At 59.9% G+C, this 26335-nt stretch carries 25 protein-coding genes; 3 read left to right on the plus strand and 22 right to left on the minus strand.

The window, feature by feature from the left end:
- Positions 1 to 21: 21 nt before the first annotated feature.
- From ntrX to dusB, 5 genes are all read right to left on the minus strand, one after another.
- Entirely contained in the window at positions 22 to 1386 is a 1365-nt protein-coding gene (gene ntrX, locus FAA97_RS03165) for a nitrogen assimilation response regulator NtrX (protein ID WP_136597064.1), read from the minus strand.
- On the minus strand, positions 1376 to 3643 hold the full coding sequence (locus FAA97_RS03170) for a sensor histidine kinase NtrY-like (RefSeq protein ID WP_136597065.1): 2268 nt from the start codon (positions 3641 to 3643) through the stop codon (positions 1376 to 1378). Before FAA97_RS03170 ends, ntrX begins: the two co-directional genes overlap by 11 nt.
- 152 nt (positions 3644 to 3795) lie before the next feature.
- Positions 3796 to 5247, minus strand: a complete 1452-nt coding sequence (ntrC, locus tag FAA97_RS03175) for a nitrogen regulation protein NR(I) (protein ID WP_136597066.1) — start codon at positions 5245 to 5247, stop codon at positions 3796 to 3798.
- Positions 5244 to 6380 carry a two-component system sensor histidine kinase NtrB gene (locus FAA97_RS03180; RefSeq protein ID WP_136597067.1) on the minus strand — a complete coding sequence of 379 codons (1137 nt, stop codon included), beginning with the start codon at positions 6378 to 6380 and terminating at the stop codon, positions 5244 to 5246. The genes ntrC and FAA97_RS03180 overlap by 4 nt, the downstream gene beginning before the upstream one ends.
- A complete protein-coding gene (dusB, locus tag FAA97_RS03185) occupies positions 6377 to 7378 on the minus strand; it encodes a tRNA dihydrouridine synthase DusB (protein WP_136597068.1) in 1002 nt (333 codons plus the stop codon). The genes FAA97_RS03180 and dusB overlap by 4 nt, the downstream gene beginning before the upstream one ends.
- A gap of 173 nt (positions 7379 to 7551) precedes the next feature.
- On the opposite strand from dusB, the gene FAA97_RS03190 reads away from it, so the two are divergent.
- A complete protein-coding gene (locus FAA97_RS03190; protein ID WP_136597069.1) occupies positions 7552 to 8760 on the plus strand; it encodes a bifunctional 2-C-methyl-D-erythritol 4-phosphate cytidylyltransferase/2-C-methyl-D-erythritol 2,4-cyclodiphosphate synthase in 1209 nt (402 codons plus the stop codon).
- Positions 8760 to 9266 (plus strand): CinA family protein, encoded by a 507-nt coding sequence (locus FAA97_RS03195; RefSeq protein WP_136597070.1) that lies wholly within the window; start codon positions 8760 to 8762, stop codon positions 9264 to 9266. The genes FAA97_RS03190 and FAA97_RS03195 overlap by 1 nt, the downstream gene beginning before the upstream one ends.
- Here FAA97_RS03195 and FAA97_RS03200 read toward each other — a convergent pair.
- The 16 genes from FAA97_RS03200 to FAA97_RS03275 all read right to left on the minus strand — a co-directional run bounded on the left by FAA97_RS03200 (position 9257) and on the right by FAA97_RS03275 (position 22908).
- On the minus strand, positions 9257 to 9703 hold the full coding sequence (locus FAA97_RS03200; protein WP_136597071.1) for a type II toxin-antitoxin system RatA family toxin: 447 nt from the start codon (positions 9701 to 9703) through the stop codon (positions 9257 to 9259). The two genes, FAA97_RS03195 and FAA97_RS03200, sit on opposite strands and share 10 nt — an antisense overlap.
- A gap of 9 nt (positions 9704 to 9712) precedes the next feature.
- Positions 9713 to 10285 carry a P-loop NTPase family protein gene (locus tag FAA97_RS21225; RefSeq protein ID WP_136597072.1) on the minus strand — a complete coding sequence of 191 codons (573 nt, stop codon included), beginning with the start codon at positions 10283 to 10285 and terminating at the stop codon, positions 9713 to 9715.
- Between the two features lie 65 nt (positions 10286 to 10350).
- Positions 10351 to 11316: a lipoyl synthase gene (lipA, locus tag FAA97_RS03210; protein WP_136597073.1), complete on the minus strand. Its 966-nt coding sequence runs from the start codon at positions 11314 to 11316 to the stop codon at positions 10351 to 10353.
- A gap of 126 nt (positions 11317 to 11442) precedes the next feature.
- Entirely contained in the window at positions 11443 to 11697 is a 255-nt protein-coding gene (locus FAA97_RS03215) for a GlsB/YeaQ/YmgE family stress response membrane protein (protein ID WP_136597695.1), read from the minus strand.
- A gap of 132 nt (positions 11698 to 11829) precedes the next feature.
- Positions 11830 to 12078, minus strand: coding sequence for a GlsB/YeaQ/YmgE family stress response membrane protein (locus FAA97_RS03220; protein ID WP_136597074.1), 249 nt, complete (start codon positions 12076 to 12078; stop codon positions 11830 to 11832).
- A 46-nt stretch (positions 12079 to 12124) separates the two neighbouring features.
- Positions 12125 to 13570: a dihydrolipoyl dehydrogenase gene (lpdA, locus tag FAA97_RS03225; protein WP_136597075.1), complete on the minus strand. Its 1446-nt coding sequence runs from the start codon at positions 13568 to 13570 to the stop codon at positions 12125 to 12127.
- Positions 13571 to 13645: 75 nt separating this feature from the next.
- Complete coding sequence (locus FAA97_RS03230) at positions 13646 to 13912, minus strand: HP1242/YdcH family protein (RefSeq protein ID WP_136597076.1); 267 nt, start codon at positions 13910 to 13912, stop codon at positions 13646 to 13648.
- Between the two features lie 109 nt (positions 13913 to 14021).
- On the minus strand, positions 14022 to 14660 hold the full coding sequence (locus FAA97_RS03235; protein ID WP_136597077.1) for an SGNH/GDSL hydrolase family protein: 639 nt from the start codon (positions 14658 to 14660) through the stop codon (positions 14022 to 14024).
- Positions 14661 to 14675: 15 nt separating this feature from the next.
- Positions 14676 to 16019 carry a pyruvate dehydrogenase complex dihydrolipoamide acetyltransferase gene (locus FAA97_RS03240; RefSeq protein WP_136597078.1) on the minus strand — a complete coding sequence of 448 codons (1344 nt, stop codon included), beginning with the start codon at positions 16017 to 16019 and terminating at the stop codon, positions 14676 to 14678.
- Positions 16020 to 16034: 15 nt separating this feature from the next.
- Positions 16035 to 17438 (minus strand): pyruvate dehydrogenase complex E1 component subunit beta, encoded by a 1404-nt coding sequence (locus FAA97_RS03245; protein WP_136597079.1) that lies wholly within the window; start codon positions 17436 to 17438, stop codon positions 16035 to 16037.
- 15 nt (positions 17439 to 17453) lie between these two features.
- Positions 17454 to 18500: a pyruvate dehydrogenase (acetyl-transferring) E1 component subunit alpha gene (gene pdhA, locus FAA97_RS03250; protein ID WP_136597080.1), complete on the minus strand. Its 1047-nt coding sequence runs from the start codon at positions 18498 to 18500 to the stop codon at positions 17454 to 17456.
- A gap of 148 nt (positions 18501 to 18648) precedes the next feature.
- Positions 18649 to 18966, minus strand: coding sequence for an FtsB family cell division protein (locus FAA97_RS03255; protein WP_136597081.1), 318 nt, complete (start codon positions 18964 to 18966; stop codon positions 18649 to 18651).
- 145 nt (positions 18967 to 19111) lie between these two features.
- A complete protein-coding gene (gene eno, locus FAA97_RS03260) occupies positions 19112 to 20386 on the minus strand; it encodes a phosphopyruvate hydratase (RefSeq protein WP_136597082.1) in 1275 nt (424 codons plus the stop codon).
- 213 nt (positions 20387 to 20599) lie between these two features.
- Complete coding sequence (gene kdsA, locus FAA97_RS03265) at positions 20600 to 21448, minus strand: 3-deoxy-8-phosphooctulonate synthase (RefSeq protein WP_136597083.1); 849 nt, start codon at positions 21446 to 21448, stop codon at positions 20600 to 20602.
- Positions 21445 to 22338: a VOC family protein gene (locus FAA97_RS03270; RefSeq protein ID WP_136597084.1), complete on the minus strand. Its 894-nt coding sequence runs from the start codon at positions 22336 to 22338 to the stop codon at positions 21445 to 21447. Before FAA97_RS03270 ends, kdsA begins: the two co-directional genes overlap by 4 nt.
- Before the next feature lie 27 nt (positions 22339 to 22365).
- Entirely contained in the window at positions 22366 to 22908 is a 543-nt protein-coding gene (locus tag FAA97_RS03275; protein WP_136597085.1) for a DUF1003 domain-containing protein, read from the minus strand.
- A gap of 176 nt (positions 22909 to 23084) precedes the next feature.
- Between FAA97_RS03275 and lexA the strand changes: the two genes are divergently transcribed.
- Positions 23085 to 23801, plus strand: coding sequence for a transcriptional repressor LexA (gene lexA / locus FAA97_RS03280; RefSeq protein WP_136597086.1), 717 nt, complete (start codon positions 23085 to 23087; stop codon positions 23799 to 23801).
- Here the strand turns inward: lexA and FAA97_RS03285 are convergent.
- Positions 23782 to 26229 carry a ComEC/Rec2 family competence protein gene (locus FAA97_RS03285; RefSeq protein WP_136597087.1) on the minus strand — a complete coding sequence of 816 codons (2448 nt, stop codon included), beginning with the start codon at positions 26227 to 26229 and terminating at the stop codon, positions 23782 to 23784. The genes lexA and FAA97_RS03285 overlap by 20 nt on opposite strands.
- Positions 26230 to 26335 lie beyond the last annotated feature (106 nt).

Here is a 26335-nt window from a genome sequence, read left to right on the forward strand (position 1 = left end):
TAGCCAGACTCGTCTCAGCGCTTATACGCCAAGCGATTTGAGTTTGCGATGCAGGGCTGAACGCTCCATGCCGACAAATTCCGCGGTACGCGAAATATTGCCACCGAAGCGGTTGATCTGGGCGATCAAATAATCGCGTTCAAACATTTCACGCGCTTCCCGGAGCGGCAGGGTCATGATGTGGGTATCGTTGCGCGCAGAGACCTTGGGCAGCATATCCGAAAAGTCCTGCGGCAGCATGTCGGCACTGATGGGGGTTTCAGGGCTGTCCGCCTGAACCAGGATCATCAGACGTTCCATGTTGTTGCGCAACTGACGAATATTACCCGGCCATTCATTTGCCTGAAGCACGGCCATGGCGTCATCACCGATCTTGCGCTGGCGGATGCCGGCCTGTTCGGAAATCTGGCGCATGAAGAGATCGACAAGGAACGGAATATCCTCGCGCCGCTCTGCCAGCGCCGGGACCTTGATCGGAACCACAGCCAATCGATGGAACAGGTCCTCACGGAAACGGCCCTCGGCAATCATTCCTTCAAGGTTATAGGCGCTGGAGGAGATGATGCGGACATCGACCTTGACGCGCTTTGAGCCCCCCACCCGCTCGAACTGCTGCTCGACCAGAACCCGCAAAATCTTGTTCTGCGTTTCTCGCGGCATTTCACCGATCTCATCAAGATACAGGATACCCCGATGCGCTTCTTCCAAGGCGCCGATTTTGCGTGGCTGACCGGGGGTGCCTTCTGTTCCGAAGAGTGCCATTTCCATGCGCTCCGGCGTGATGGCCGCTGCATTCAGCGAAACAAAGGGGCCTGTCGCACGGCTGGAGCGCTTATGGATCATCCGCGCGACCAGTTCCTTGCCCGAACCGGAGGGTCCGAGGATCATGATCCGGCTGTTGGTCGGTGCAACCTTCTCGATCGTCTGGCGCAGTTGTGAGACAGCAACCGAGGTTCCGATGAGCTCCATCGCATCACCGGTGCGGCGCTTGAGTTCAGACACCTCGCGCTTGAGCTTGGAGTTTTCGAGTGCTCGCTCTGCAATGAGGATCAATCGATCGGCCTTGAACGGCTTCTCGATAAAATCAAAGGCGCCGCGTTTGATGGCGGAGACGGCTGTCTCGATATTGCCGTGGCCGGAGATCATGACAACCGGTAGGTCGGGATGCCGCTGCTTAATCTCATCGAGCAACGACAGACCATCGAGCCGGCTTCCCTGCATCCAGATGTCGAGAAAAACCAATCTTGGCGCGCGATCCGAGATGGCGGCGAGCGCGCTGTCGGCATCATGTGCCGTGCGGGTTTCATGACCCTCGTCGCTTAAGATACCGGAGACGATCTCGCGGATGTCCTCTTCGTCGTCCACTACCAGAATATCAGAGGCCATTCGTCATTCCCTTATCGCGTTCGGGGTCCGCGACCGGCAATTCCGCGCGTGGCAGGATAATGCGGATCATCGCACCCCTGCCCCTGTCGAAATCTACCGGTGCATCGTGCAGCTCCAGCTGCCCACCGTGTTCTTCAATTATCTTCTTGACGATAGCGAGGCCGAGACCGGTGCCCTTCTCGCGCATCGTCATATAGGGTTCGAGAATCCTGTGCCGGTTCTCGCTTGGCAAACCGCGTCCGTTGTCGATCACGTCTACGGTGAAACAATCATTCGCGTCATCGAAGTGCGACCGGACCAGAATACGTCCGCCCTCCGGCAAATCTTCAGGTGGAACTGCCTCAATGGATTCGGCGGCGTTCTTGACGATGTTGCCGACCGCCTGCGCCAGCATTCGGGCATCGAAGTTGCCCATCAAAGGCGCGTCGCCGAATTCGCGCTCAAATTTTATGTCCGCACTGCCAATCTCGCGTAGGAAAACGGCATCGGTCAGGACGTCGCGAAGGTCGACACTCTGCTTGGTGGGTTTCGGCATGCGGGCGAAGGATGAGAACTCGTCGACCATACGCCCGATATCCTCGACCTGCCGGACGATGGTGTCTGTGCACTGGTTAAAGACGGCCTTGTCATCCTCGGCAATCTGCTTGCCGTAGCGACGCTTCAGGCGCTCTGCAGAGAGCTGGATCGGGGTGAGCGGATTCTTGATTTCATGCGCGATGCGGCGCGCGACATCCGCCCAGGCCGTCGAACGCTGCGCGACCACCAGATCGGTGATGTCGTCGAGCGTGATGACATAGCTATCGGCGGACCCGCGTGTTTCCTCCCGCGTCACCTGTACATTGAGCGTCCGCTCCTTGCCTGTCCGGATCATGTTGATCTGTTCGCGATACTCGCCGCGATGGCGGACGGCGGCTTCTGAAAGCACGCGGTCCACTTCCGGTGCGACCAAAGCCAGTTTATGGCCAATTAGCTGATCCGCAGGCAGGGCCAGGAAGAATTCCGCTGACGGGTTGACGATCGTGATGATGCCATCGTCCTCGACGCCGATCACCGCCGCGGTTACCCCTGACAGCACAGCCTCAATGAAGCGGCGCCGATCGTCGACTTCGTCCTTTGCCTCGAGAATTTCATCGCGTTGCGAGCGAATCTGCGAGACCATCTTGTTGAAGGTGCGCGACAGGCTGCCAACGTCACCGTCAGCGGCGCGGACGGGAACGATCACATTCAAATTGCCCGAGGCAATGCTGTCGGCCGCACCGATCAGCAGCCGGATCGGCCTCACAATGCGGTCGGCCACGGCAATCGCCGTCCAGATGGCTGCGAGCAATACGATGAGCGCAAAGCCCAGATAGAGGATCGCAAAAGCAATCTGCAGCGTTGTGCGGCCGTCCTCCATCGCCTTGTATTCGGCGGTATTCTCTTCCATCAGGCGCATGGCCTGCATTACCTTCGGGTCGACGGCCCTGATGGTGTAGAGGTAGGTTCCGGCCAGTGAGTCGAGCTTGATGATGGCTCCGACCAGGTTCGTTACCCCCGGCGGGATCAGCGTCGGCTGACCTGCTGCGGCGCTCGACAAGGCATCCTTGGGGATCGCCGGCAAAGGCTTGTCGGTATCGATGTCCGCCTGGGTGATTGCGGTGCCATCCTCGCGAACGAGGAATGCGCCCAGCATGCCGCGCCCCCGGGCCTGACGGGTCATCAATTCCACAAAGCCGGTACGATCAAGGTAGAACAGAGCCCTGTTGCGCTCGAGGTCATTGGCCATCGAGATCGTCTGCCCCTGCAGATAGCTGGCATTTTCCAGCATATAGGCTTGCGCCACATTGAGCGATGAGGACACGATGGATTGCGTGCGCAGCGAGAACCATCGGTCCAGACCGACATTCAAGGTGATCGAGGCAAAAATGGCGACCAGGATCGCGGGCGTAATCGCAATCACCGAGAACAGCGCAACGATGCGAACATGCAGCCTGGCAGCGGCGCGTCCTCGGTTGCGCGCCTTGAACAGACGAAGCACCTCGCGGACGATCAAAACCATCAGGCCGACGATGAAAAGGGAATTGATAACCGCAGACGCCGCCAGCACCTGCGTCGTCGGCTCGATTGGCGTCAGTCCGAGAAGAATCGGCAGCGTAAAGCTCGCGCTCAACAGCGCGCCACCGGCGAGCAAAAGGCCCGGCAAGGCAAAAGAGGCCCGCCGGTCCCTGCCCAATGCCGCATCCATGTCGGCCACAGAGGTCGCTGGCGCGCCTGTCATTTTCGATTCCCCCGGGTCCGCCCAGTGCGGTACCCGCACAGTCACACGTCATTGCAAAGTCTATGCTGCGCAAATCAAAAGCCGTTCGACGCAGGCATCGTGGCTTTTGAGCAACGCAATGTGGCGAAATTGCAACGGAGGTTCCCGACCTGTCAAGCCGAGCGTGAGCTGCGATACACAGAGACGCCCAACTCGCGGATTTTCTTGCGCAGAGTGTTGCGATTAAGGCCGAGAAGATCCGCTGCCTTGATCTGATTTCCACGCGTTGCGGTCAGGGCTGCCAGGATCAGGGGGTATTCCATCTCGGTCAACACGCGGTCGTAGAGACCCGATGGCGGAAGTGAGTCGCCAAAGCTTGCAAAATAGGTCCGCATATTCTCTTCGACCGCCTGGCCAATGGTCATGCTGCCACCCGCCATGCCGAGCTTCACAACGGGACTGTCGGCAATATCGGTACGCAGTTCCTGCTCGACAATCTCACGGCCGATGACATCCTGCGGATAGAGCGCCATCAGTCGGCGGACGACGTTTTCGAGCTCGCGGACATTTCCCGGCCAGGAATATGCTTTCATTGCCTCCAGCGCATCCTGGTCGAACCGCTTGACGTCCAGTCCTTCCTTCTCACCCTGCTGGATGAAATGGCGGACCAGATCCGGAATGTCCTCGGCGCGATCCCTGAGCGGCGGCAGGCGCAGAGGCACGACATTGAGTCGGTAGTACAAATCCTCGCGGAAGAAGCCCTGATTGATTGACTGCTTCAGGTCCTTATTCGTGGCGGCGACGATCCGCACGTCGGTTCGAATGGGCGTGCGACCACCGACAGTCGTGTACTCGCCCTGCTGCAGCACACGCAGCAGGCGGGTCTGTGCGTCCATTGGCATGTCACCGATCTCGTCGAGAAACAGCGTGCCGCCCTCGGCCTGCTCAAACCGCCCAGTAGAGCGGGTCTGCGCACCGGTAAAAGCCCCCTTTTCGTGGCCGAACAGCTCCGATTCGATGAGATCGCGGGGGATCGCGGCCATGTTGATGGCAACAAAGGGACCGTTGCGGCGCTTGCCATAGTCGTGCAGCGCCTTGGCGACCAGTTCCTTGCCGGTGCCGGACTCGCCCGTAATCATCAGGGTCAGATCGGTCTGCATCAGACGCGCCAACACCCGGTAGATTTCCTGCATTGCCGCCGAGCGGCCGACCAGCGGCATGCCGTCCTGGGTGTCATCATCAAGTCGGGCTGGACGCTTCTTCGGCTCAGACAGCGCCCGTCCTATAATCGCGATCAGCTCCGTCAGGTCAAAGGGCTTCGGCAGATAGTCATACGCCCCCTTCTCCGAGGCCTTGATGGCGGTCATGAAGGTGTTTTGCGCGCTCATCACGAGAACCGGCAGGTCAGGACGCGCCTTCTTGATGCGAGGCAGCAAATCGAAGGCGTTTTCGTCCGGCATGACCACGTCGGTGACGACGAGATCGCCTTCGCCAGCCGAGACCCAGCGCCACAGTGTGGCGGCGTTCGAGGTGATGCGTACATCATATCCGGCACGGCTGAGAGCCTGATTGAGGACCGTACGGATGGCCGCATCATCGTCTGCAACAAGGATCGTCGCCGTCATTCGTGTGTTCCCGTCATGGTGCTGGGTGGAGCATCGTCCTGCGCGCTTTCCCTGGACATGGGCATCAGGACGCGAAATGTGGTGCGGTTCGCCTGGCTTTCGCATTCGACAATGCCGCCATGCGCGCCGATAATCTTTGCGACCAGCGCCAGACCAAGCCCGGATCCGTTCGTCTTCGTCGTGATGAAGGGATCGAAGAGGTGCGGCAGCAGATCGGAAGGCACGCCGGGGCCGTTGTCGTGTACGCAAAATTCGAGCGGCAGCGATATTTTCTCCCGTGAGCCGGCCACGGACAGTCGGATGCCTGGCCGATAGGCCGTGGTCAGCTGGATTTCGCCGTCCGACCGCTCCCCGATGGCTTCCGATGCATTCTTCACCAGATTGAGGAAGACCTGGACGAGTTGGTCACGATTGGCAAAGACCGGCGGCAGCGAGGGGTCGTAGTTTTCGGTGATGCGGATGTTGCGGGCAAAACCAGCTTTCGCAACCGCCTTCACCTGATCGAGGACCGAATGGATGTTGATCGACTGCCGGTCCACCGGGCGCTCGTCGGAAAATACCTCCATACGGTCGACGAGGGAAACGATACGGTCCGTCTCGTCGCAGATCAGGCGGGTCAGTGCGCGGTCTTCATCCGTCACGGCCGTTTCCAGCAGCTGGGCGGCGCCACGGATCCCTGAAAGCGGGTTCTTGATCTCATGCGCAAGCATCGAGGCAAGGCCCGTGACCGATCGCGCCGCAGCGCGATGCGTCAACTGCCGATCAATTTTGTCTGCCATGGATCTCTCCTGGAAGACGACAACGACGTTGCCGGACTGGCTCAGTACCGGTGCAACATAGAGGTCCACCAGTTTTTCCTGACCGAGCCGCGGCGAACTCAAATCCACGCGATACTCATTGACGGGTGCACGACGCTCGCGAACCTGTTCGATGAGCGACAGAAGCGGGCTGCCGAAGGGAATGAACGTGGAAATCCGATAACGGGCGAGATGCGTGGCGCTGGCGCCGAAGAACGCTTCAGCCTCCCAGTTGGCAAAGGCGATGTGCCCGTTCGCATCCACCATGACCACGGGGTTTTGAATGGCATTCAGGACAGCCATTGCAAGGCCGTTGCCCTTGTCGCTCACTATCATGCGGCCTCCTGTTGTGCCCGGTCGACAAGGCCCTGGGCGAGCGCTTCAACCAAGTTCGCCTCGACAAAGGCTGCATCTTTCGACGTCATCAGCGCGGTCTTGATATCGCGCGGTGCTGACGGGGCATGGCGATCGAGATACCAACCGAGATGTTTGCGCGCATGCCGGACACCGACTTCGGCACCGTAGTGCGAGAGCATCATGCGATAATGTTCTGCAGCAAGCGCCGGTATCGCATCGGGGTTCGGGCCAGCATCACCGGCAAGCCACCCCGCATGCCAGGGCCGCCCGTAGCTTGATCGTCCCACCATCACGGCATCGGCGCCGGAGCGTCTAAGGATCTCGGCTGCATCCGTCTTCGTCTCGACGTCGCCATTGGCGACAAGTGGAATGCGCACTGCGTCGCGCACGGCCGCGATCGCATCCCAGTCCGCACGACCTTCGTAGAACTGCATGCGCGTGCGTCCATGGATCGTCACCATCTGAACGCCCGCCGCCTCAGCGCGCGCGGCGATTTCGGGTGCGTTGATCGAGGCATGATCCCAACCCAGGCGCATCTTCACCGTGACCGGCACCTTGACGGCGCGCACGGTCGCCTCGATCAGCGACAGAGCATGGTCTGGTTCGCGCATCAGGGCCGAGCCCGCATAGCCGCCTATGACCTTCTTGGCGGGGCACCCCATGTTGATGTCGATGATATCCGCGCCATTGGCTTCCGCGATGATGGCGGCCTCGGCGAGCCAGCGGGCTTCGCGACCTGCCAGTTGGACCATGTGCGGGGTCAGGCCCGCCCCCTTCAGTCGCGCCCAGCTTTCGGCCGCATTGAACACCAGCTCCCGGCTGGCGACCATTTCGGTCACCACGAGGCCCGCGCCGTGTCGAAATGCCAGTTGACGGAAGGGCAGATCCGTCACGCCCGACATGGGGGCCAGGATGACACGATTTCGCACTGGAACGGATCCAATGTGAAAGGCGCTATCCAGGGAATGCGATGGCAAATGACTATCTTTCGAGCATTGGTGTTAGCTGCATGATTTTTAGCCATTGCGTGGCCAAAAGCCAAGAGGGCATTTCCCCACGGCAACAAAAAATCATGGCTATGCTGGAAATGCTTCGTTCAAGCCGATAGAGCACGCGTTTGAAGGCAATGTGTCATGGACCAGGTGGGGCGATGGAGCAAGAGCAGATCGGCGCAATCGGTATCGTGGTGGTGGCGGCCGGCCGGGGCGAACGCGCAGGCGCTTCCGTGGAGGGGCCCAAGCAGTATCGTCGGATCGGCGGCAAGCCGGTCATCTGGCATACACTACGGCGCCTGCTTGACTGGCCCCGAGGCGGACCTGTCATTGCCGTGATCCATCCGGATGACGAAGGCCTCTTTGCCGCAGCAACCGGCGATCTCGACTTCGGATCGCGACTGACGCTGGTTCATGGTGGCGCGAGCCGGCAGGTGTCCGTGTTGAACGGGCTGCTGGCACTCGAAGACCGCGGCGTTTCGCATGTGATGATCCACGACGCGGTCCGTCCTTTCATCGAGCCGGACCTTCTCGATGCGATCGCCAATGAGTTCGATCGCGGACGACCAGCCGTCCTGCCGGCGCTGCCGGTCGCGGATACCATCAAACGCGCGAACCGGACTCGTAGCATTGTGGAAACGGTGCCGCGCGCCGATCTCTTTGCCGCGCAGACGCCGCAAAGCTTTACGTTCGAGCCTATCCTTGCCGCGCATCTACGGGCAGCTGATGGCGGATCCAATGAATTTACCGACGACGCCTCGATCGCAGAATGGGCCGGCATTCCGGTTCACATCGTCGCCGGGTCGCCAGACAACGTGAAACTGACTATCCAGAGGGATATTGCCATGGCCGATGAGAAGCTCAGCCGCAGGACGCTGCCGGATGTTCGCACAGGCAATGGTTATGACGTTCACCAGCTGGAAGCTGGAGACGGAGTGACCCTTTGTGGGATCTTCATTCCGCATGATCAGAGGCTGAAGGGTCATTCCGACGCCGACGTCGCGCTGCATGCGCTGACCGATGCCCTGCTTGCGACCTGCGGCGCCGGTGACATCGGCGATCATTTTCCGCCATCGGACATGCGCTGGAAAGGAGCCCCCTCGCGGATCTTCCTTGAGCATGCGGCGAACCTCGTTCGCGAAGCCGGCGGCACAATCATGAATGCGGACATCTCGCTGATTGCAGAAGCCCCCCGGATCGGGCCGCACCGTCAGGCCATGCGCGAGCAACTCTCGGAGATCCTGTCCATCACGCTCGACCGATGCTCCGTCAAGGCGACGACGAATGAGACAATCGGCTTCGTCGGTCGCCGCGAGGGCATTGCGGCGATTGCGACGGCCACGGTCGTCTATCAGGGGCGCGACTGATGGGTCTCCTCCCCGCAGACATCGAAGCCCAGGCCTCTGGTGTCATTGACCTGTATTCAAAACGCGGCTGGCGGATCGCGACGGCGGAATCCTGCACTGGCGGATTGATTGCAGGTGCACTCACTGAAATCGCCGGGTCTTCGGCAGTCATCGACCGCGGCTTTGTTACCTATAGCAATCAGGCCAAGATGGACCTGATCGGCGTTTCCGCCGCTGCACTCGAGCGCTTCGGTGCTGTGTCACGCGAGACCGCTTTGCAGATGGCGCGGGGCGCGCTGATGCGGTCGGATGCCGAGGTTGCGGTGGCGGTGACAGGCATTGCCGGCCCAGGTGGCGGATCGGCGGAAAAGCCGGTCGGCCTCGTGCATCTGGCGCTCGCCACGCGAAGCGGAGACATCGTCCACCGCGAAATGCGCTACGGCGATGTCGGGCGAAGCATGGTGCGGATGCAGACGATCAGAACAGCTCTCGAGATGCTGTTAGCAGCCGCCCACCCTCAGGCGTAGATCTTGTCGGCCCGCGCCTCGAAGGCTTCCGAGAACATCCGGAAGGCGCGGTCGAACATCGAGCCCATGAGGGCGCCGAGGATGCGATTCTTGAACTCGTAGTCGATGAAGAACTGGACCGCACATCCGCCGTCGGCTGTTTCTTCAAAGCGCCAGCGATTGTCGAGATATCTGAACGGGCCTTCAATGTATTTCACGTCGATGGCGCGCTCCGCGGGCGTTAGAAGCACTTGTGTTGTAAAGGTCTCGCGAATGGCCTTGTAGCCAACCGTCATGTCGGCCAGCAGCAGTTCCTTGCCGTCGCGTTCGCGCCGCGAGCGAATGTTCAAGGCCTCGCAGAGAGGCAGAAATTCCGGATAGCGCTCGACATCGGCGACAAGGCTGTACATCCGATAGGGCGAGTGCTTGACGAGGCGGCGAGTTTCGAACTGAGGCATGTCAGGGACTTAATGAGGAAGCCCCGCAAGATCAAGCAGGTGCGCCATTTCGCCATGGGATTTGAGTGTAACAACCGGAACATCTGGGCCGTGTCGGTCGATTCCCTCAACGATCCTCGGCGCAAAGCGGCGCTCGAAGGTCCAGATATAGGAAAGGAATTCCCGGTCGGGCCATTTTTCGATGCAGCCCACGGCCATTTCAGGACGATGGCGACCGACATGCCGACTGGCGCGACGGTAGACTCCGAGCAAGCAGCGCCACCGAGAAAGCCTTACCCAAATCACCAGATCGGCACGCGGCATGCGCAGGTCAAAGCTCGAGGGATTGGTTCCATCGATGAGCCAGCGCTCGCCTCTGACAATCTCGGTTATGATCTGCCTCTGCTCCGCCCGGGGGCGCTGGACCCAATCGGGAAGCCAGAACACTTCGCGGTCCATCGAATGATTGGGAAGATCAAGACCGCTCGCGATTTTGCGGGACAAAGTCGATTTGCCGCCACCGGAACAACCGATCACCATGACGCGCCGCGCATTCCGCAGGTGCGCCGCCCCATCCTCAATCGTCTCTACGTGACACACCATGTCCCTGCGCTCCTCGTTGAAGGCGGCCTAACGCCTCCTGCGAGGTTGAGGAAGCTCTTAGTCAGTTAGACCTTTGCGAGCAGCTTTTCGCGCGCTGCCCTCAACCGTGTGAAATCGTCGCCGGCATGGTGCGACGAGCGGGTCAGAGGGCTCGAGGATACCATCAGGAAGCCCTTGGTATAGGCGATATCCTCATAGGACTTGAACTCTTCAGGCGTTACGAAGCGCTCGACCTTGTGATGCTTGCGCGTTGGCTGGAGATACTGGCCGATGGTCAGGAAGTCGACATCCGCGGAGCGCAGGTCATCCATCAACTGCAGCACCTCGTTGCGCTCTTCGCCGAGACCGACCATGATTCCGGATTTGGTGAACATGGTCGGATCCAGTTCCTTGACCCGCTGCAGCAGGCGCACGGAGTGGAAGTAACGGGCGCCCGGGCGAACAGTCAGATAGTTGCCCGGCACGGTCTCCATGTTGTGGTTGAAGACGTCGGGCTTGGCCGCAACGACGCGTTCGAGAGCGCCCGGCTTTTTCAGGAAGTCCGGCGTCAGGATTTCGATCGTCGTCTCTGGTGATGCTTCGCGGATCGCCCAAATCACCTTCTCGAAATGCTCGGCACCGCCGTCGGCCAGATCGTCACGATCGACCGAGGTGATGACGACGTGGGAGAGGCCCATCTGGCGGACCGCCTTGGCAACGTTGGCGGGCTCTTCCAGATCAAGTGGGTTCGGCCTGCCTGTTGCGACATTGCAGAAGGCGCAGGCACGGGTACAGATTTCACCCATGATCATGAATGTGGCGTGCTTCTTGTCCCAGCATTCGCCGATATTGGGGCAGCCGGCCTCTTCGCAGACGGTGACAAGCTTGTGCGACCGGACGAGGTCACGGGTTTCGTGGTACCCCTTGGACGTCGGGGCCTTGACGCGGATCCACTCCGGCTTGCGCAGCACTTCCGTATCGGGCTTGTGCGCCTTTTCGGGATGGCGCACGCGCTTGTCTTCGGGGGCGGTTCTGTCCAGAATCGTAACCATGCAGTCCTCGTCGGTTGCCACAGCCCTCAAGGCCGGTCGGCTTTGCCGTTACATATACATTCCGAGGATAAAAGTCAGGCCGCCAAATGCATGGCGGCCCAGACATCTCTGCATGGGGAGCAGATGTTATCGTCGGACCATTCTGCCAACGGCAATCAGCAGGCAAGCGCCAAGGAAGCCGATGATCAGGTATGCGATTGCCCCGGCATAGGCGACGTTGAAAACCTGCGCCAGGATAAAATTGAGCGCGATCGCGCCCACGATGCCGAGCACGATGTTCATGATGAGCCCCATGTTGCTCCGCATGAACCGCTCGGCGAGCCAGCCGGCCAGACCACCGATCACGATTGCGCCAATCAGGCCTACACCATTGAGATCCATTGTCATTCTCCATCCAGTTTTCAATGATGGAACAATGTATCCCCGTGGCGAAAGTTCCCGATCCGGCGACCGCTTCCATTGCGAATGCCGTAGCCTGTGACCGATTGCACAACGCTCTCTCGCGACACAGGCTCAGCGGCGCAGCAGCTTGACCAGGAACAGCAAGAGGCTTGCACCCAAAAACGCCGTGACGAAGTAACCGAGTCGAGTGTCTGCGACGAGGACGCCGAAGACCCTGAGTACGGCAATAGCGACAACGGAGCCGACAATTCCGAGCACGATGTTCATGAAGATGCCGTAGCGCATGTCCATGAATTTGCCAGCGAGCCAACCCGCCAGCCCTCCAAAGAAGATCGCACCGATCCAGCTGACGCTTTCCATTCCCGTTCCTTTCCCTGCACTCACGGGTGCCCGCCGAAACGCCCGATCAGGCGTTCAGCACGCGACCATAGGCGTCAAGCACACTTTCCTTCATCATTTCCGACAGCGTCGGATGCGGGAAAATCGTGTGCATCAATTCCTCTTCCGTCGTCTCCAGGTTCATGGCGACGACGAAGCCCTGGATCAGTTCGGTCACTTCCGCACCCACCATATGGGCGCCGAGCAGCTCGCCGGTCTTCTTGTCGAAGATTGTCTTGATCATGCCCTGGTCTTCGCCAAGCGCTATCGCCTTGCCGTTGGCATTGAAGTTATAGCGGCCAACGCGAATGTCGCGACCGGCTTCCTTCGCCTTGGCTTCCGTCAGGCCAACCGAGGCGACCTGCGGATTGCAGTAGGTGCAGCCAGGGATCTTTGCCTTGTCCATCGGGTGAACGTTCGGCAGGCCGGCGATCTTCTCGATGCAGATGACGCCCTCATGCTCGGCCTTGTGAGCAAGCATCGGTGGGCCGGCAACGTCGCCGATCGCATAGAGGCCCGGCACATTGGTCTTGCCATAACCATCGATGACAATGCAGCCGCGATCGGTCTTCACGCCGAGTGTTTCAAGGCCGAGGTTCTCGATATTGCCCTGCACGCCAACGGCCGAGATCAGGCGATCGGCGGTGATCTGCTGCACCTTGCCATCCTTGGTCTCGACATGGGCGGTGATGGAGTTTGCACCCTTTTCGACCTTGGAGACCTTGGCCTCGGTGATGATCTTGAGCCCACGCTTTTCGAGCTGCTTGCGGGCCAATGTGGAGATCTCGACGTCTTCCACCGGCATGATGTTCGCCATCAACTCGACAACGGTCACATCGACACCCATCGAGCGGTAGAAAGAGGCGAATTCGATGCCGATAGCGCCCGAGCCCATGACGACAAGCGATTTCGGCATGAAGTCCGGCTTCATCGCCTCGAAATAGGTCCAGATCAGCTTGCCATCCGGCTCGATGCCGGGCAGCGCGCGCGGCCGTGCACCGGTCGCTACGATAATATGCTTGGCGGTGTAGGTGCCCTCGCCCTTGACGCCCTTCGGAACCGGGTTTTGCGGCTCGACGACAGGCTTGGTCATTTTGCCAACGATCACTTCGCCGGGCTTGGAAAGCTTGGCTTCGCCCCAGATCACGTCAACCTTGTTCTTCTTCATCAGGAAGGCGACGCCGCCATTGAGGCGGGCCGATACGCCGCGCGAGCGGGCAACCACGTCCTTGACGTCGGCGGTCATCGTGCCGTTCAGCGTCAGTCCGTAAGACTTGGCATGATTGGCGTGGTCGAGGATCTCCGCCGAGCGCAAAAGCGCCTTGGTGGGGATGCAACCCCAGTTGAGGCAGATGCCGCCGAGGTGTTCGCGCTCGACGATCGCGGTCTTGAGGCCAAGCTGGGCCGACCGGATTGCGGTCACGTAACCGCCGGGGCCGGAGCCGATGATGATGACGTCGTAAGCATTGGACATGGGCGCTTCCACTCCTCGGTTTCTTCAAAGCTTCCGCTGACGCGGAAGCCCGTTTCGGGATTGGAAGCGATACCCTCAGCTTGCGGGTGTCTCGGCTTCCGGTTCGTGGTGAACCAGCATCCCGTAGATTTCATCCTTGAGCTGCATCCGCTTCTTGCGCATCTCCACAATGTGGAAGTCGTCTGCAGGCTCGATATCGGTTTCGGCGCGGTGGATGTCCCTGTTCACTTCGTGATAGCTCTCGAACAATCTCGCGAAATGACCATCCGTTTCCTTCAGATGACGCATAAGCGCGACGTGTTCAGGGAATTCCACTGCCAGTTCGTGCGGTGTGTTCGACATGATCCCATCTCCTCTTTCGGGGTTGATGGGTTCAGGTTAGCCTCAGCGCACAAGACCTCCTTGATTTTGATCAACGCGTCCCGCCTCAACCGGCGGGCAGCGATGTGTGTCAGAGCCCAAGCATCATTCGCACGACGGGTTCTATGCCACGACCGATTGCACGGGTGTTCTCCGCATCGAGATGAATGCCATCGAGCGGCGTGGTTTCGGCGACAGATCCTGCGTCGAAAAAGCCGCAACCCGTTTCATCCGCCGCATCGCTGTACATGCTGGCAAGCATGGCGCCTTCATCGACCGATCGGTTGAACATCGCCCCGAACGCCGCATCCGCCGTCTCGCGAATGGCAGGGGGTGAGACGATCAGGATCTCAGGTCCTTCGAACGAGAAACCCCAGTCATGATGCTGGATCAACTTCACCAGGCGTTTCAAACCGCTGGTGGCGCCAATCGCAGTCCCCTGGATGCCGCGTTTCAGGTCATTCGTCCCGAGCATCAGGATGACAAGGTCGATAGGTTTGTGGGTGGCAAGGATGCTCGGCAGAAGCCTTGCACCATTGCGATCACAATCACCCAGATGGTCGTCATAGGCGGTTGTGCGACCATTCAGGCCTTCGGCAATCACCCGGACGCCATGACCAAGCGACTTTTGCAAGACGCTTGTCCAGCGGTCCTCATAGGCATGCCGACCCAGGTTGACCGGGTCGTATCCCCATGTGAGGCTGTCGCCATAGACGAGAACGGTCTTCATGCCACCGCCTCCGGATCAGACCAGCATGCCCATCGGATTTTCGATGTAGCGCTTGAAGGCGCCGAGCAGTTCCGCCCCGAGCGCGCCATCGACGCAGCGGTGGTCGGTCGAGAGCGTCACGGTCATGACATTCGCTACCGTCATCTCGCCCTTCGTCACGACGACCCGCTCTTCGCCCGCACCGACCGCAAGGATCGTTGCATGCGGCGGATTGACGACCGCCGAGAAGCTCTTCACGCCCATCATGCCCATGTTGGACACGGCAGTCGTGCCGCCCTGATATTCCTCGGGCTTCAGCTTGCGATCCTTGGCCCGCTTGCCGAGATCCTTCATCTCGTTGGAGATGGTGGACAGGCTCTTTTCCTCGGCCTTGCGGATGATCGGGGTGATCAGACCACCCGGGATCGAGACTGCAACGCCGACATCGGCATGCTTGTGCTTGACCATGTTGGTATCGGTCCAGGACACGTTGGCATCCGGCACGTCGCGCAGCGCGAGAGCAAGGGCCTTGATCACCATGTCGTTGACCGACAGCTTGTAGGCCGGTTTGCCATCCCTTTCAGGCGCGGCTGCGTTGAGTTGGGCACGCAGCGCCAGAAGTGCGTCCAGTTCGCAGTCGACCGACACATAAAAGTGCGGAATGGTCTGCTTCGATTCCTGCAGGCGTTTGGCGATCGTCTTGCGCATGCCGTCATGCGGCACGAGCTCATAGGAGCCTTCGGCGAAGTTCTTGAGAACGGCCTCGTCCGACGCACCCTTGGCAAGGGTCGGTGCCGGGGCGGCCGATGGGGCTGCGGCCGGAGCCTTGGCACCGCCACTTGATACGGCCTTTTCGACGTCGCTCTTCACGACGCGACCCTTCGGGCCGCTGCCGGATAGGGCGGAGATGTCGAGACCGGCTTCCTTGGCCAGACGTCGAGCGAGTGGCGACGAGAACTTGCCAGCGGTTGCCGGAGCACCGTTGCCGACGCCTCCACCATTGCCTGCAGGCGTCGATGAAGCCGCCGGTGCCGAAGCGGCAGCAGGCGCCGTCGCGGCAGGTGTCTCGGTCTTTGCCGCTTCCGCCTTCGGGGCGGCGGCAGACCCGCCGCCTGCGGCCGCGGCCGCCACGTCTTCGCCCTCTTCGGCGAGGATTGCGATCAGGGCGTTGACCTTGACGGCCTCCGTGCCGGCCGGAACGACCAGCTTGGCGATGACGCCCTCATCAACGGCTTCCACTTCCATGGTTGCCTTGTCCGTCTCGATCTCGGCGATGACGTCACCGGCCTTGACCGTGTCGCCTTCCTTGACCAGCCACTTGGCCAGATTGCCTTCTTCCATGGTTGGAGAAAGTGCTGGCATGGTGATGTTTACAGGCATGAGCCTCGCCTCCCCTTATTTGTAGCAGACGGCTTTGACGGCCTGGACCACTTCGCCGACATTCGGCAGAGCGAGCTTTTCGAGGTTTGCCGCGTAAGGCATCGGCACGTCCTTGCCGGCAATCGTCACGACAGGTGCGTCGAGATAGTCGAAGGCTTCGCGCTGCACCGTGTTGGCGATGAAATCACCGACCGACGACTGCGGGAACCCTTCTTCGACGGTGACCAGACGACCCGTCTTCTTTACCGATTCGATCACGGTCGGCAGGTCCATCGGACGGATGGTCCTGAGATCGATGAGCTCGACATCGATGCCTTCCTTCGTCAGTTCCTCCACGGCCTTGACTGCATAGGTCATGCCGATGCCGAAGGAGACGACGCTGACATCCTTGCCCGCCTTGTGGATGCGCGCCTTGCCGATCGGCAGGACGAAATCATCCATCTTCGGCACCTCGAAAGAGTGACCGTAAAGGATCTCGTTTTCAAGGAAGACGACGGGGTTGGGATCGCGGATCGCGGCCTTCAGCAGACCTTTGGCGTCAGCTGCCGTATAGGGCATGACGACCTTGAGACCCGGGATCTGGCTGTACCAGGCAGCATAGTCCTGGCTGTGCTGGGCGCCAACGCGGGCGGCTGCACCGTTTGGACCACGGAACACCATCGGTGCGCCCATCTGGCCACCGGACATATAGAGCGTCTTGGCGGCGGAGTTGATGATCTGGTCGATCGCCTGCATGGCGAAGTTGAAGGTCATGAACTCAACGATTGGCTTCAGACCGGCCATGGCAGCGCCGACGCCGACGCCGGCGAAGCCGTGTTCCGTGATCGGCGTATCGACGACGCGCTTGGCGCCGAATTCCTGCAGCAGCCCTTGGGTGATCTTGTAGGCGCCCTGGTATTCGGCGACTTCCTCACCCATGACGAAGACATTCTCGTCGCGGCGCATTTCCTCGGCCATGGCTTCCCGAAGTGCTTCGCGCACGGTCATTGTGACCATCTCGGTGCCTGCCGGAATATCCGGATCGGACGCGACATCGACCTTGGGGGCTGCCGGAACCTTGTCGGAAGGAGCCTCTTCCTTGGCTTCGCGTGCCTTACCAGCTGCAGCGTCGTCAGCTGCCGGGGCGGCTTCGGCCTTCGGCGCGCTGGCTGCTGAAGCAATGGAATCGGCGCTTTCACCGTCCTGCAGCAGGACGGCGATTGGCGTGTTCACCTTCACGTTTTCGGTGCCGGCAGATACGAGCAGCTTGCCGAGCACGCCTTCATCGACGGCCTCGACTTCCATCGTTGCCTTGTCGGTTTCGATTTCAGCAATCACGTCACCCGATTTAACGGTGTCGCCTTCCTGCTTGATCCACTTGGACAGCGTGCCTTCTTCCATGGTCGGAGAGAGGGCGGGCATCAAAATTTCGATCGGCATGGGTTCCCTCCCCGATTACAACAGGATGTCGGTGTAGAGCTCGGAAACATCCGGCTCCGGATCGGCCTGGGCAAAATCGGCGCTGTCGGCAACGATATCGCGAACGTCCTTGTCGATGGCCTTGAGGTCATCCTCGGACGCCCAGCCCTGCGCGAGCACGCGCGCCTTGACCTGTTCGATCGGATCCTGCTCGGAGCGCATCTTCTGCACTTCTTCCTTGGAGCGATACTTTGCCGGATCAGACATGGAGTGGCCGCGATATCGGTAGGTCAGCATTTCCAGGATGATCGGGCCCTTGCCGGACCGGCAATGCTCGAGCGCATCCTCGGCAGCCGCCTTAACGGCGCGGACGTCCATGCCATCGACCTGAACGCCGGGAATGCCGAAGCTCACGCCGCGCTTGGAATAGTCCGACTGCGCCGTGGCGCGGGCAGTTGAGGTGCCCATCGCATAACGATTGTTCTCGACGATATAAACAATCGGCAGCTTCCAGAGGGCTGCCATGTTGAAGCTTTCATAGACCTGACCCTGGTTCGCGGCACCATCGCCGAAATAGGCAACAGCAACCGAATCATTGCCGCGATACTTGTTGGCGAACGCCAGACCGGTTCCGAGCGAGACCTGGGCACCGACGATGCCGTGGCCGCCATAGAAATGCTTTTCCTTGGAGAACATGTGCATCGAGCCGCCCTTCCCCTTGGAAAGACCGCTGCGGCGACCGGTGAGCTCAGCCATGACGCCACGTGCGCTCATGCCGAGCGCCAGCATGTGGCCGTGGTCGCGATAGGCAGTGATGACCTGATCACCCTCGTTCTGCGCCATCTGCATGCCGACGACGACAGCTTCCTGGCCGATGTAGAGGTGACAGAAACCGCCGATGAAGCCCATCCCGTACAGCTGGCCAGCCTTCTCTTCAAAGCGGCGGATCAGCAGCATCTCGCGATAGGCGTGCAGCTCTTCTTCTCTGGAAAAGCCCGGCATGTTCTGGCCGGTGAACTCGGTGCTGGCGGATTTCGCGGTAGACTTCCGGCTGGAAGCGTTCGCGGATTTGCGCGTCGCCATACATCCCTCCCATGGTTTATTATTGTCCAAAGTTGACCATAGGATAGGGAAGAAAACAGGCGTCCGCAATGCCAGAAATGCATGGCTCACATTCCACGCAAGCAACTGTAATTACGGAGGAAAAGGCGATTAACTGGATTTCGGTTAATCAGAAGTATGATTTAAATATCACAATCTCGTCGGCGCGCGACATATTCAGCTGATAGCGCGCCTTCTCATCGATGATATCCTCATCCAGCGAGCCATCGCTCAAAAGCCTCACATCCTTCTCCAGCACAGTGCGACGGTGCACCAACTCGGCGAGCTCGGCAGCGCGCTCGAGCCGCACTTTCTCCAGCGCTTGTCCGGCGCGAAGGCCATAATCGCCGTGGATCGAATGATAGCCGAAATAGGAAAGGAAAGCGACCGCGACAGCGGGAAGGACGAGCCGACCGTAGATCTTCTTCTTGTAATGTCTGGTCCACATGCCAACGAATGCCCTGGATACGCGTTACTGTCGCCAAATTATCCTGGAACTCTTAAGCCTTCGTTGACCCTAACACACTGAAAACGAAAAAGCCCACGGCGGGAAATGCCGTGGGCCTCGATGTCTGAAAGCAGCGGTAATTGACTTAGCCGCGCAGGATGGACGAGCCTGCGTAACGCGCCTGCGGGCCAAGCTCTTCCTCGATGCGGATCAGCTGGTTGTACTTGGCGGTACGGTCGGAACGGGCCAGCGAGCCGGTCTTGATCTGGCCGCAGTTGGTGGCAACTGCGAGATCGGCAATCGTGGAGTCCTCGGTCTCACCCGAACGGTGCGACATGACGGCCGTGTAGGCAGCGCGGTTGGCTGTGGAGACGGCGTCCAGCGTTTCCGACAGCGAACCGATCTGGTTGACCTTGACGAGGATGGAGTTGGCAACGCCCATCTTGATGCCGTCGCGCAGGCGCGAGGAATTGGTGACGAAGAGATCGTCGCCGACGAGCTGAACCTTTTTGCCGATCTTGTCGGTCAGGGCCTTCCAGCCGTCCCAGTCGTCCTCGGCCATGCCGTCCTCGATCGAGAAGATCGGGTACTTGGCAGCCAGTTCCGCCAGATAGTCGGCCATTGCTTCCGGCTCGAGCGTACGGCCTTCGCCTTCCAGCACGTACTTGCCGTCCTTGAAGAATTCGGTCGATGCGCAGTCGAGCGCGATATGCATGTCTTCGCCCGGACGGTAGCCGGCCTTCTCGATCGACTTCATGATGAAATCGAGGGCAGCCGGAGCCGAAGCGAGGCCAGGCGCAAAGCCGCCTTCATCGCCGACATTGGTATTGTGACCGTCGGCTGCCAGCTGCTTCTTCAGCGTGTGGAAAACTTCCGAACCCATGCGCACGGCATCACGGATGTTGTCAGCGCCGACGGGCACGATCATGAATTCCTGGAAGTCGATCGGATTGTCGGCATGGGCGCCGCCATTGATGATGTTCATCATCGGAACCGGCAGGACATGGGCGTTCGGACCACCGACATAGCGGTAGAGCGGCAGGCCGGATGCCTGGGCGGCTGCCTTGGCAACGGCAAGCGAAACGCCGAGGATGGCATTGGCGCCGAGGCGCGACTTGTTCGCCGTGCCATCGAGCTGGATCATCAGATTGTCGATGAGGATCTGGTTTTCGGCATCGTGACCGCCGAGTGCATCGTAGATCTCGCCGTTCACGGCTTCGACGGCTTTCTCGACGCCCTTGCCGAGATAGCGGGAGCCGCCATCGCGCAGCTCGACCGCTTCATGCGCGCCCGTGGAGGCGCCCGACGGAACGGCCGCTCGGCCCATGCTGCCGTCTTCGAGGTGAACATCGACCTCAACGGTCGGGTTGCCGCGGCTGTCGAGGATTTCGCGGCCGATGATATCGGTGATGGCGGTCATGTTTGCTCCCTGTGGACGGTCAATTGGACATGGCTCCGAGGCCGTTCGCGCGCGTCGAAAACGCGGGCCCGGCCTTTCGAGTCCATCCTGTCTTATCCCATGAACCGGAAAATACAATGACGGATGGTGCGTGGGGCGGTCGAAATCTAATCGATTTAAACGCAACCCGCAGCGATCGAGGTCGTTTAACCGCTTAGAGCAGAGCCCAATGGTTCAGGACGCCTTGGCGATATCGTCGAACGCAATCAGTTTTTCGAGCAGGCGGCGCATGTCGGTGATCTTGACCATGTTAGGGCCATCCGACGGGGCATTGTCCGGATCCTGATGCGTTTCGACGAAGAGGCCGCCCACGCCGACGGCGACGGCCGCACGAGCAAGCGTTTCGACGAATTCGCGCTGGCCGCCAGACGACCCGCCCTGCCCGCCCGGCTGCTGCACGGAATGGGTGGCATCGAAGACGACCGGTGCGCCCATGGCTGCCATGATCGGCAATGATCGCATGTCGGAAACGAGCGTGTTGTAGCCGAAAGAGGCGCCGCGCTCACAAAGTAGCACGTTCGGATTGCCGCTGGCGTTGATCTTGTTCAGAACATTCTTCATGTCCCAAGGCGCAAGGAACTGGCCCTTCTTGACATTGATCGCGCGGCCGGTCTTCGCGGCGGCGATCAGGAGGTCCGTCTGGCGGCACAGGAAGGCCGGGATCTGCAACACGTCCACCGTCGGCGCGACAGCGGCGCACTGCTCTACGGTGTGAATGTCAGTCAGGACCGGAACGCCGAATTCCTTCTTGATATCGGCAAAGACTTCCATCGCCTTTTCGAGGCCGATGCCGCGCTCGGCAGACAACGAGGTGCGGTTCGCCTTGTCGAAGGACGACTTGTAGACCAGGCCAAGGCCGAGTTCGCGGCAGAGTTCGACCAGCTTGCCGGCGATCATGAAAGCATGGTCGCGGCTCTCCATCTGGCACGGGCCGGCGATCAGGGCGAAACGGCCCTTTTGCGAGAAGACAGCCTTGCCGGCACCTTCGCCGACTATGACTTCCGAATTGGTGACAGTGCTCATTTCAACTCCTCGAAGGCGAAGGCGACACCTTGGCCCTTGTCCGGCGCGACGACGAGACGTGCGCCCATTCTTTCATGCTCGACGCCATTAGCAGTGAGGCAGCGATGTGTCACGCCGAGATCCGCGACAGCGATGACGATGGCCGCGCCCAGGAGCCCCCTGCCCGAGACGGGCAGCGACTGGCCGTAATGTGCGACAAAGCCCTCCGGTGTCAGAACATCAACGGCTGCATTGGCGGTTTCAATGGTCAAGCCGAACGAATGCGCTGCGATCTCGCGCTGACCCAGCACCATTTCCAGAAAATACTGGAAGTCGCTGGGGTTCTCCTCAACCAGCACCGTGCGTGCAAGACTGGTCGCTCCGTTGGCGTGGACGAGCAAAGCGCCTCGATCCTGCGGAATAGGATTGACGCGCTCGCAGGCAAAACCGAAGAAATCCGGTGACCGCAAATCAGCCGCGAAGGCAAGCCGGAAGCGGCCTTCCGCTGCCCGACCATCCGGGAAGTGGAATTCCCGCGAGAATTCGAGGACCGGGCCGGCACTCAGGCCCTCTTCGATGTAGCGAAGATTATCTGCCGCCGCCTCTGCGGATTTCACAACCAGTGCCGACAGCCCCTCGCCATGGCGAAAGCGGAATGCCTGGTCGCGCGCCGCAAACACGTTGCCTGCGCGTGTAGCCTCCAAGCAGTCTTCGCGGCTGGCGACGGCAAGAGGCTCCAGGTAGGTATCATCGGAGAAGAAAATGCAGGCATTCGCTGTTCCGAAGGGATGTCGGGCCTCTGCGGCAACCGAGAAGCCAAGCTGCTCATAACGCCGGCGGCTGGTTGCGAGGTCTGTGACCGGCAACACAAGATGGTCTAGCGCTCGTGGCGCGGAAACGGAATATGACATGGATGATCTCGCTGAACGGGGCTCAACTTATGGCGTGGACGATTGGCTGGACAAGAGGGCAACATCCTTGCGCAGCGCAGCAAGCTCTTCGCGCGCCTGTCGCAGTTCGAGGAGCACCTGCTCATCAATTTTGTGATGCAACGCAAGCACTTCGATTTCCGCCTTCAGATTGATCTCGTAATCCTTGGTCGCCATGAAACGATCTCGCTCTGCCTGGCGGTTCTGACTCATCATGATGATCGGCGCCTGGACGGCCGCCAACATGGAGAGAATGAGATTGAGGAATATGAAAGGGTAAGGATCCGGCGCATTCCGCACCAGCACCACCGTGTTTGCGATCGTCCAGGCGGCGAGAAAACACAAGAAACAGAGGATGAAACTCCAGGAGCCGCCAATGCGAGCGATCGAATCTGCCAACCTCTGACCGGGACTCGAATCGGCCTGAAATTCAAGCCCTGCATCGGTGGAAACGACCTGGCGTCTGTGCGCCCGTGCCAGCACCCTTTTCTCGGCGCTGGTGAGTTCCGCCTCGGCCTTTCCGAGCAATATATGCTCGATTTCCTTCCGCATCGCATTCCTCCGAACAGAACATTGCCTCAATTCAGATGCCGGGCGGCCATGCCGCCAGTGTTTTTCTGGCTATCGCATTTTATCCTGCAATCTTCACTGAAATTTATCCACTTGCGGAACACAACTGGAACATATAGGGTCCGTTCTGGATTTGTTTCACAAACGGGGCATTGCATATGCTGACACGCAAGCAACAGGAACTGCTTCTTTTCATCCACGAACGGATGAAGGAATCGGGTGTACCGCCCTCTTTCGATGAGATGAAGGACGCACTGGATCTGGCATCCAAATCCGGCATTCACCGGCTCATCACCGCACTGGAGGAGCGCGGTTTCATTCGCCGGCTGCCGAACAGGGCGCGCGCGCTTGAGGTGATAAAGCTGCCGGAAGCCTATTCGCCGGGGCTTCAGCCTCAGCCACGCCGAGGTTTCGAACCCAGTGTCATCGAAGGCAGCCTCGGCAAGACGCCGCCTGTCGTCGCGAAACCCGCAGCGGAGGAACGCACATCGTCTGTTTCCGTGCCCGTCATGGGACGGATTGCGGCCGGCGTGCCGATTTCGGCGATACAGAACAATACGCATGACATCACAGTCCCTGCCGAGATGATCGGAAACGGCGAGCATTACGCACTTGAGGTGAAGGGCGATTCGATGATCGACGCCGGCATTCTCGATGGCGACACCGTGATCATCCGCAACGCATCTAACGCCAATCCCGGCGACATCGTTGTAGCGCTGGTGGACGACGAGGAAGCCACCTTGAAGCGTTTCCGCCGTCGTGGCGCATCCATCGCGCTCGAGGCTGCCAATCCTGCCTACGAGACCCGGATCTTCGGACCGGATCGCGTGAAGATCCAGGGCAAGCTCGTCGGTCTCATCCGTCGCTATCATTGATCGACGCTGGTCGCTCTGATTTTGGATGGATCATCCCGTGGTTTTCAGCGCTTGTGGCGGTTCGCCAGTCATAGAGCCTGTGGCTCGTCCATGGGAAAGGCCTCCCTTCAAACGAGGGGCGGATGGTGAATTGACGTTGGCTTTCTGGATCGATCCAGATTTCCAGGGCTCCTGAGCTTCGCAGGCTGCTTTCGGTCAGGAGTATTGCGCCGGACCTGCAAGACTGAACTGAACTTCTGGCAGCGAGTACGACGATGTCGGCGAGATCACAGGCCTGCCCCACCACATCTGGACGATCCATCGTAAGAATCTTGTTGCCATACACCAAGACCGAACACGCGCCTTTGACGCAGGTGAAACGGTTCGCGACTGCGGCGTGAACCAGACGCTCGAGAACGACCCTCGCCTCTTCTTGCGCTGTCGCCGTCAAAAGCTCTCCGCGCGGGCTCATTTGAGGAAGTCTCAGTTCGGCCAACTGGATCGGGAATTCGGTATGCCTGATTCCGAGTACCGGTCGCCACTGGTCGTAGAGAAATGCGCTCGGTCGCAGCCGGTTGACGGCAGCGGCTCCCTTTTGGTCCGCTGCCCAGAGAGCGACAAGTCGGGCATCCTCGCTGACAAAGAGATCGGCGGGCGTGGCTGTTGGCACTGTTGCTGCGGCCAGTGCGGTAAGAAGAAAGATCAGGCCGCCTGCAAGCCGAAGCCAGGTTCGAAGCAGGGTGAGCAGCAGAAGTCCAGCGATCGCCCCCAGAATGAACCAGGGAGGCATTCGTTCAAACGCGATACCCTCTCCCCAGCTTGCGGTCGTATGCGCAACATCAAGCACCAAATCCAGACCAAAACCCATGACGTGGAAGAATGGTTCATCAAGGCCAAGCGGCATGGCCAGCATGGCAAGGAAGCCGGCCGGCATTACGAGCAGGGAAATCAATGGCATAGCTGCAAGATTTGCTTCCAGGCCGTGTGTTGAAAGGCGATGGAAATGCCAGATTGAAAACACGGCCGTCGACAGTGCGCCAATAACGGACGTCAGAAACGTAGCAGAAAACAATTTTCCGACACTAAGGGCGAGGCGCGCAGGGGCGCCTTTCGCTTTGGGGAGAAACGACGGGGGTCGCGCCGTCCACCGGGCATAGCCCGAAATAAGGGCAGCCGTTGCGGCGAACGACATCTGGAAACTCGGACCGAGGACGATCGACGGTTGACATGCTATCATGATCGTCGCCGCAAGACACAGATTGCGAAGGCTGATTGCCGGGCGGTCGATCAAAACCGCGCTCAACATGACTGCGGTCATCAAATAGGCGCGCACCGCAGAGACCTGATAACCCGAAATCATAACATAACCAGTAATCGCGAACAGGGCTCCCAATGCCGCGAGTTTCTTGATGGGGAAGGCCTGGGCGACAAACGGGATAAGACTGAGCAGCCGGCGAGCGCCGACGAAAAATATCCCGGCGGCCAAAGCCATGTTGAGACCCGAAATCGCCGTGATGTGGGCAAGACCGGATAATCGCAGAGCCTCCGTTGCTTCCCTGGACATCGAGCGGCGTTCACCGGTGATGATGGATGCGGCAAAGCCCCCGGTATCGCCGGGCAGGATCTCGCGAATGCGGTTCGAAATACGGTCGCGCAGCTGATACTGCCAGGCTTCAACCCTCGTCGCCCAGGATGTTTCGGATTCGGCCTTTGCAGCGATGGACTTGGGCGCCCCGAGGAAATAGCCGATAGCGCCAATCTGCGCGTAAAAGCTTTGAAAGGCGAAATCATTCATGCCCGGCAGAGCCGGTCCAGACGGCGGCGACAATCGTGCGCGCCCGGCAATCGTCGCACCGATCGGCACAGGCGCGTGGCGGGCCCTGGCAAGCAGCGAAATCCGCTGCGGAGCACGCCGTATCGTAGGCCTTGCGGTCTCATGCAACGTGATGATGTAACGCCATTCCGTTGACGAGCCCGCCTCCCTACGCTCGACGACACCGGAAATCTCGGTGACGACGGGCTGGTCGAGAATGATGGTCGACTGGCGGTCTGTTTCCCACGCGGCGCAAAGCATGCCGGACAAAATGAGGGCTGCGACAGCTCCAGGCCGCCTCTTGTCTCCGCGAACCCCGCCGAGCCACCGGCCGATCAAGGCCAGGATAGCCAGAGCAGCAATGATGTCTGTCCGCGGGGGCGTCCGCAAGGAAAACCACAGAGCCGCCCCCATACCGAGGAACACCGGCACAAAGAAAACATCATGTCCATAGCGACATTCCCGGTCGAAGGCTTCGGCAATGCGCGAGCGCCATGATTGACGCCGGCTGGAAGTCAGCAGATAGCCTAGAGTTTTGGGTATCAGATCAGCAGCTTGGGCTTTGAAACGTTCTCCGATCCCGTGTGCGGAATCGTCGTCCAATTCCCGATTTTGTTCCCTGCCCCAATCCAGCATCCGACGAAGCTCACCTTGACAGTGCCCGAGCGCAAACCATCGTGCTCACACAATCGCAAAAACAAGCTCCGCGTGCAATGTCGGCGTAAAAGGCAACCTTAGGCCC

It is taken from the genome of Peteryoungia ipomoeae (genome assembly GCF_004912165.1).
In the GTDB taxonomy this organism is placed as follows: Bacteria; Pseudomonadota; Alphaproteobacteria; order Rhizobiales; family Rhizobiaceae; genus Allorhizobium; species Allorhizobium ipomoeae.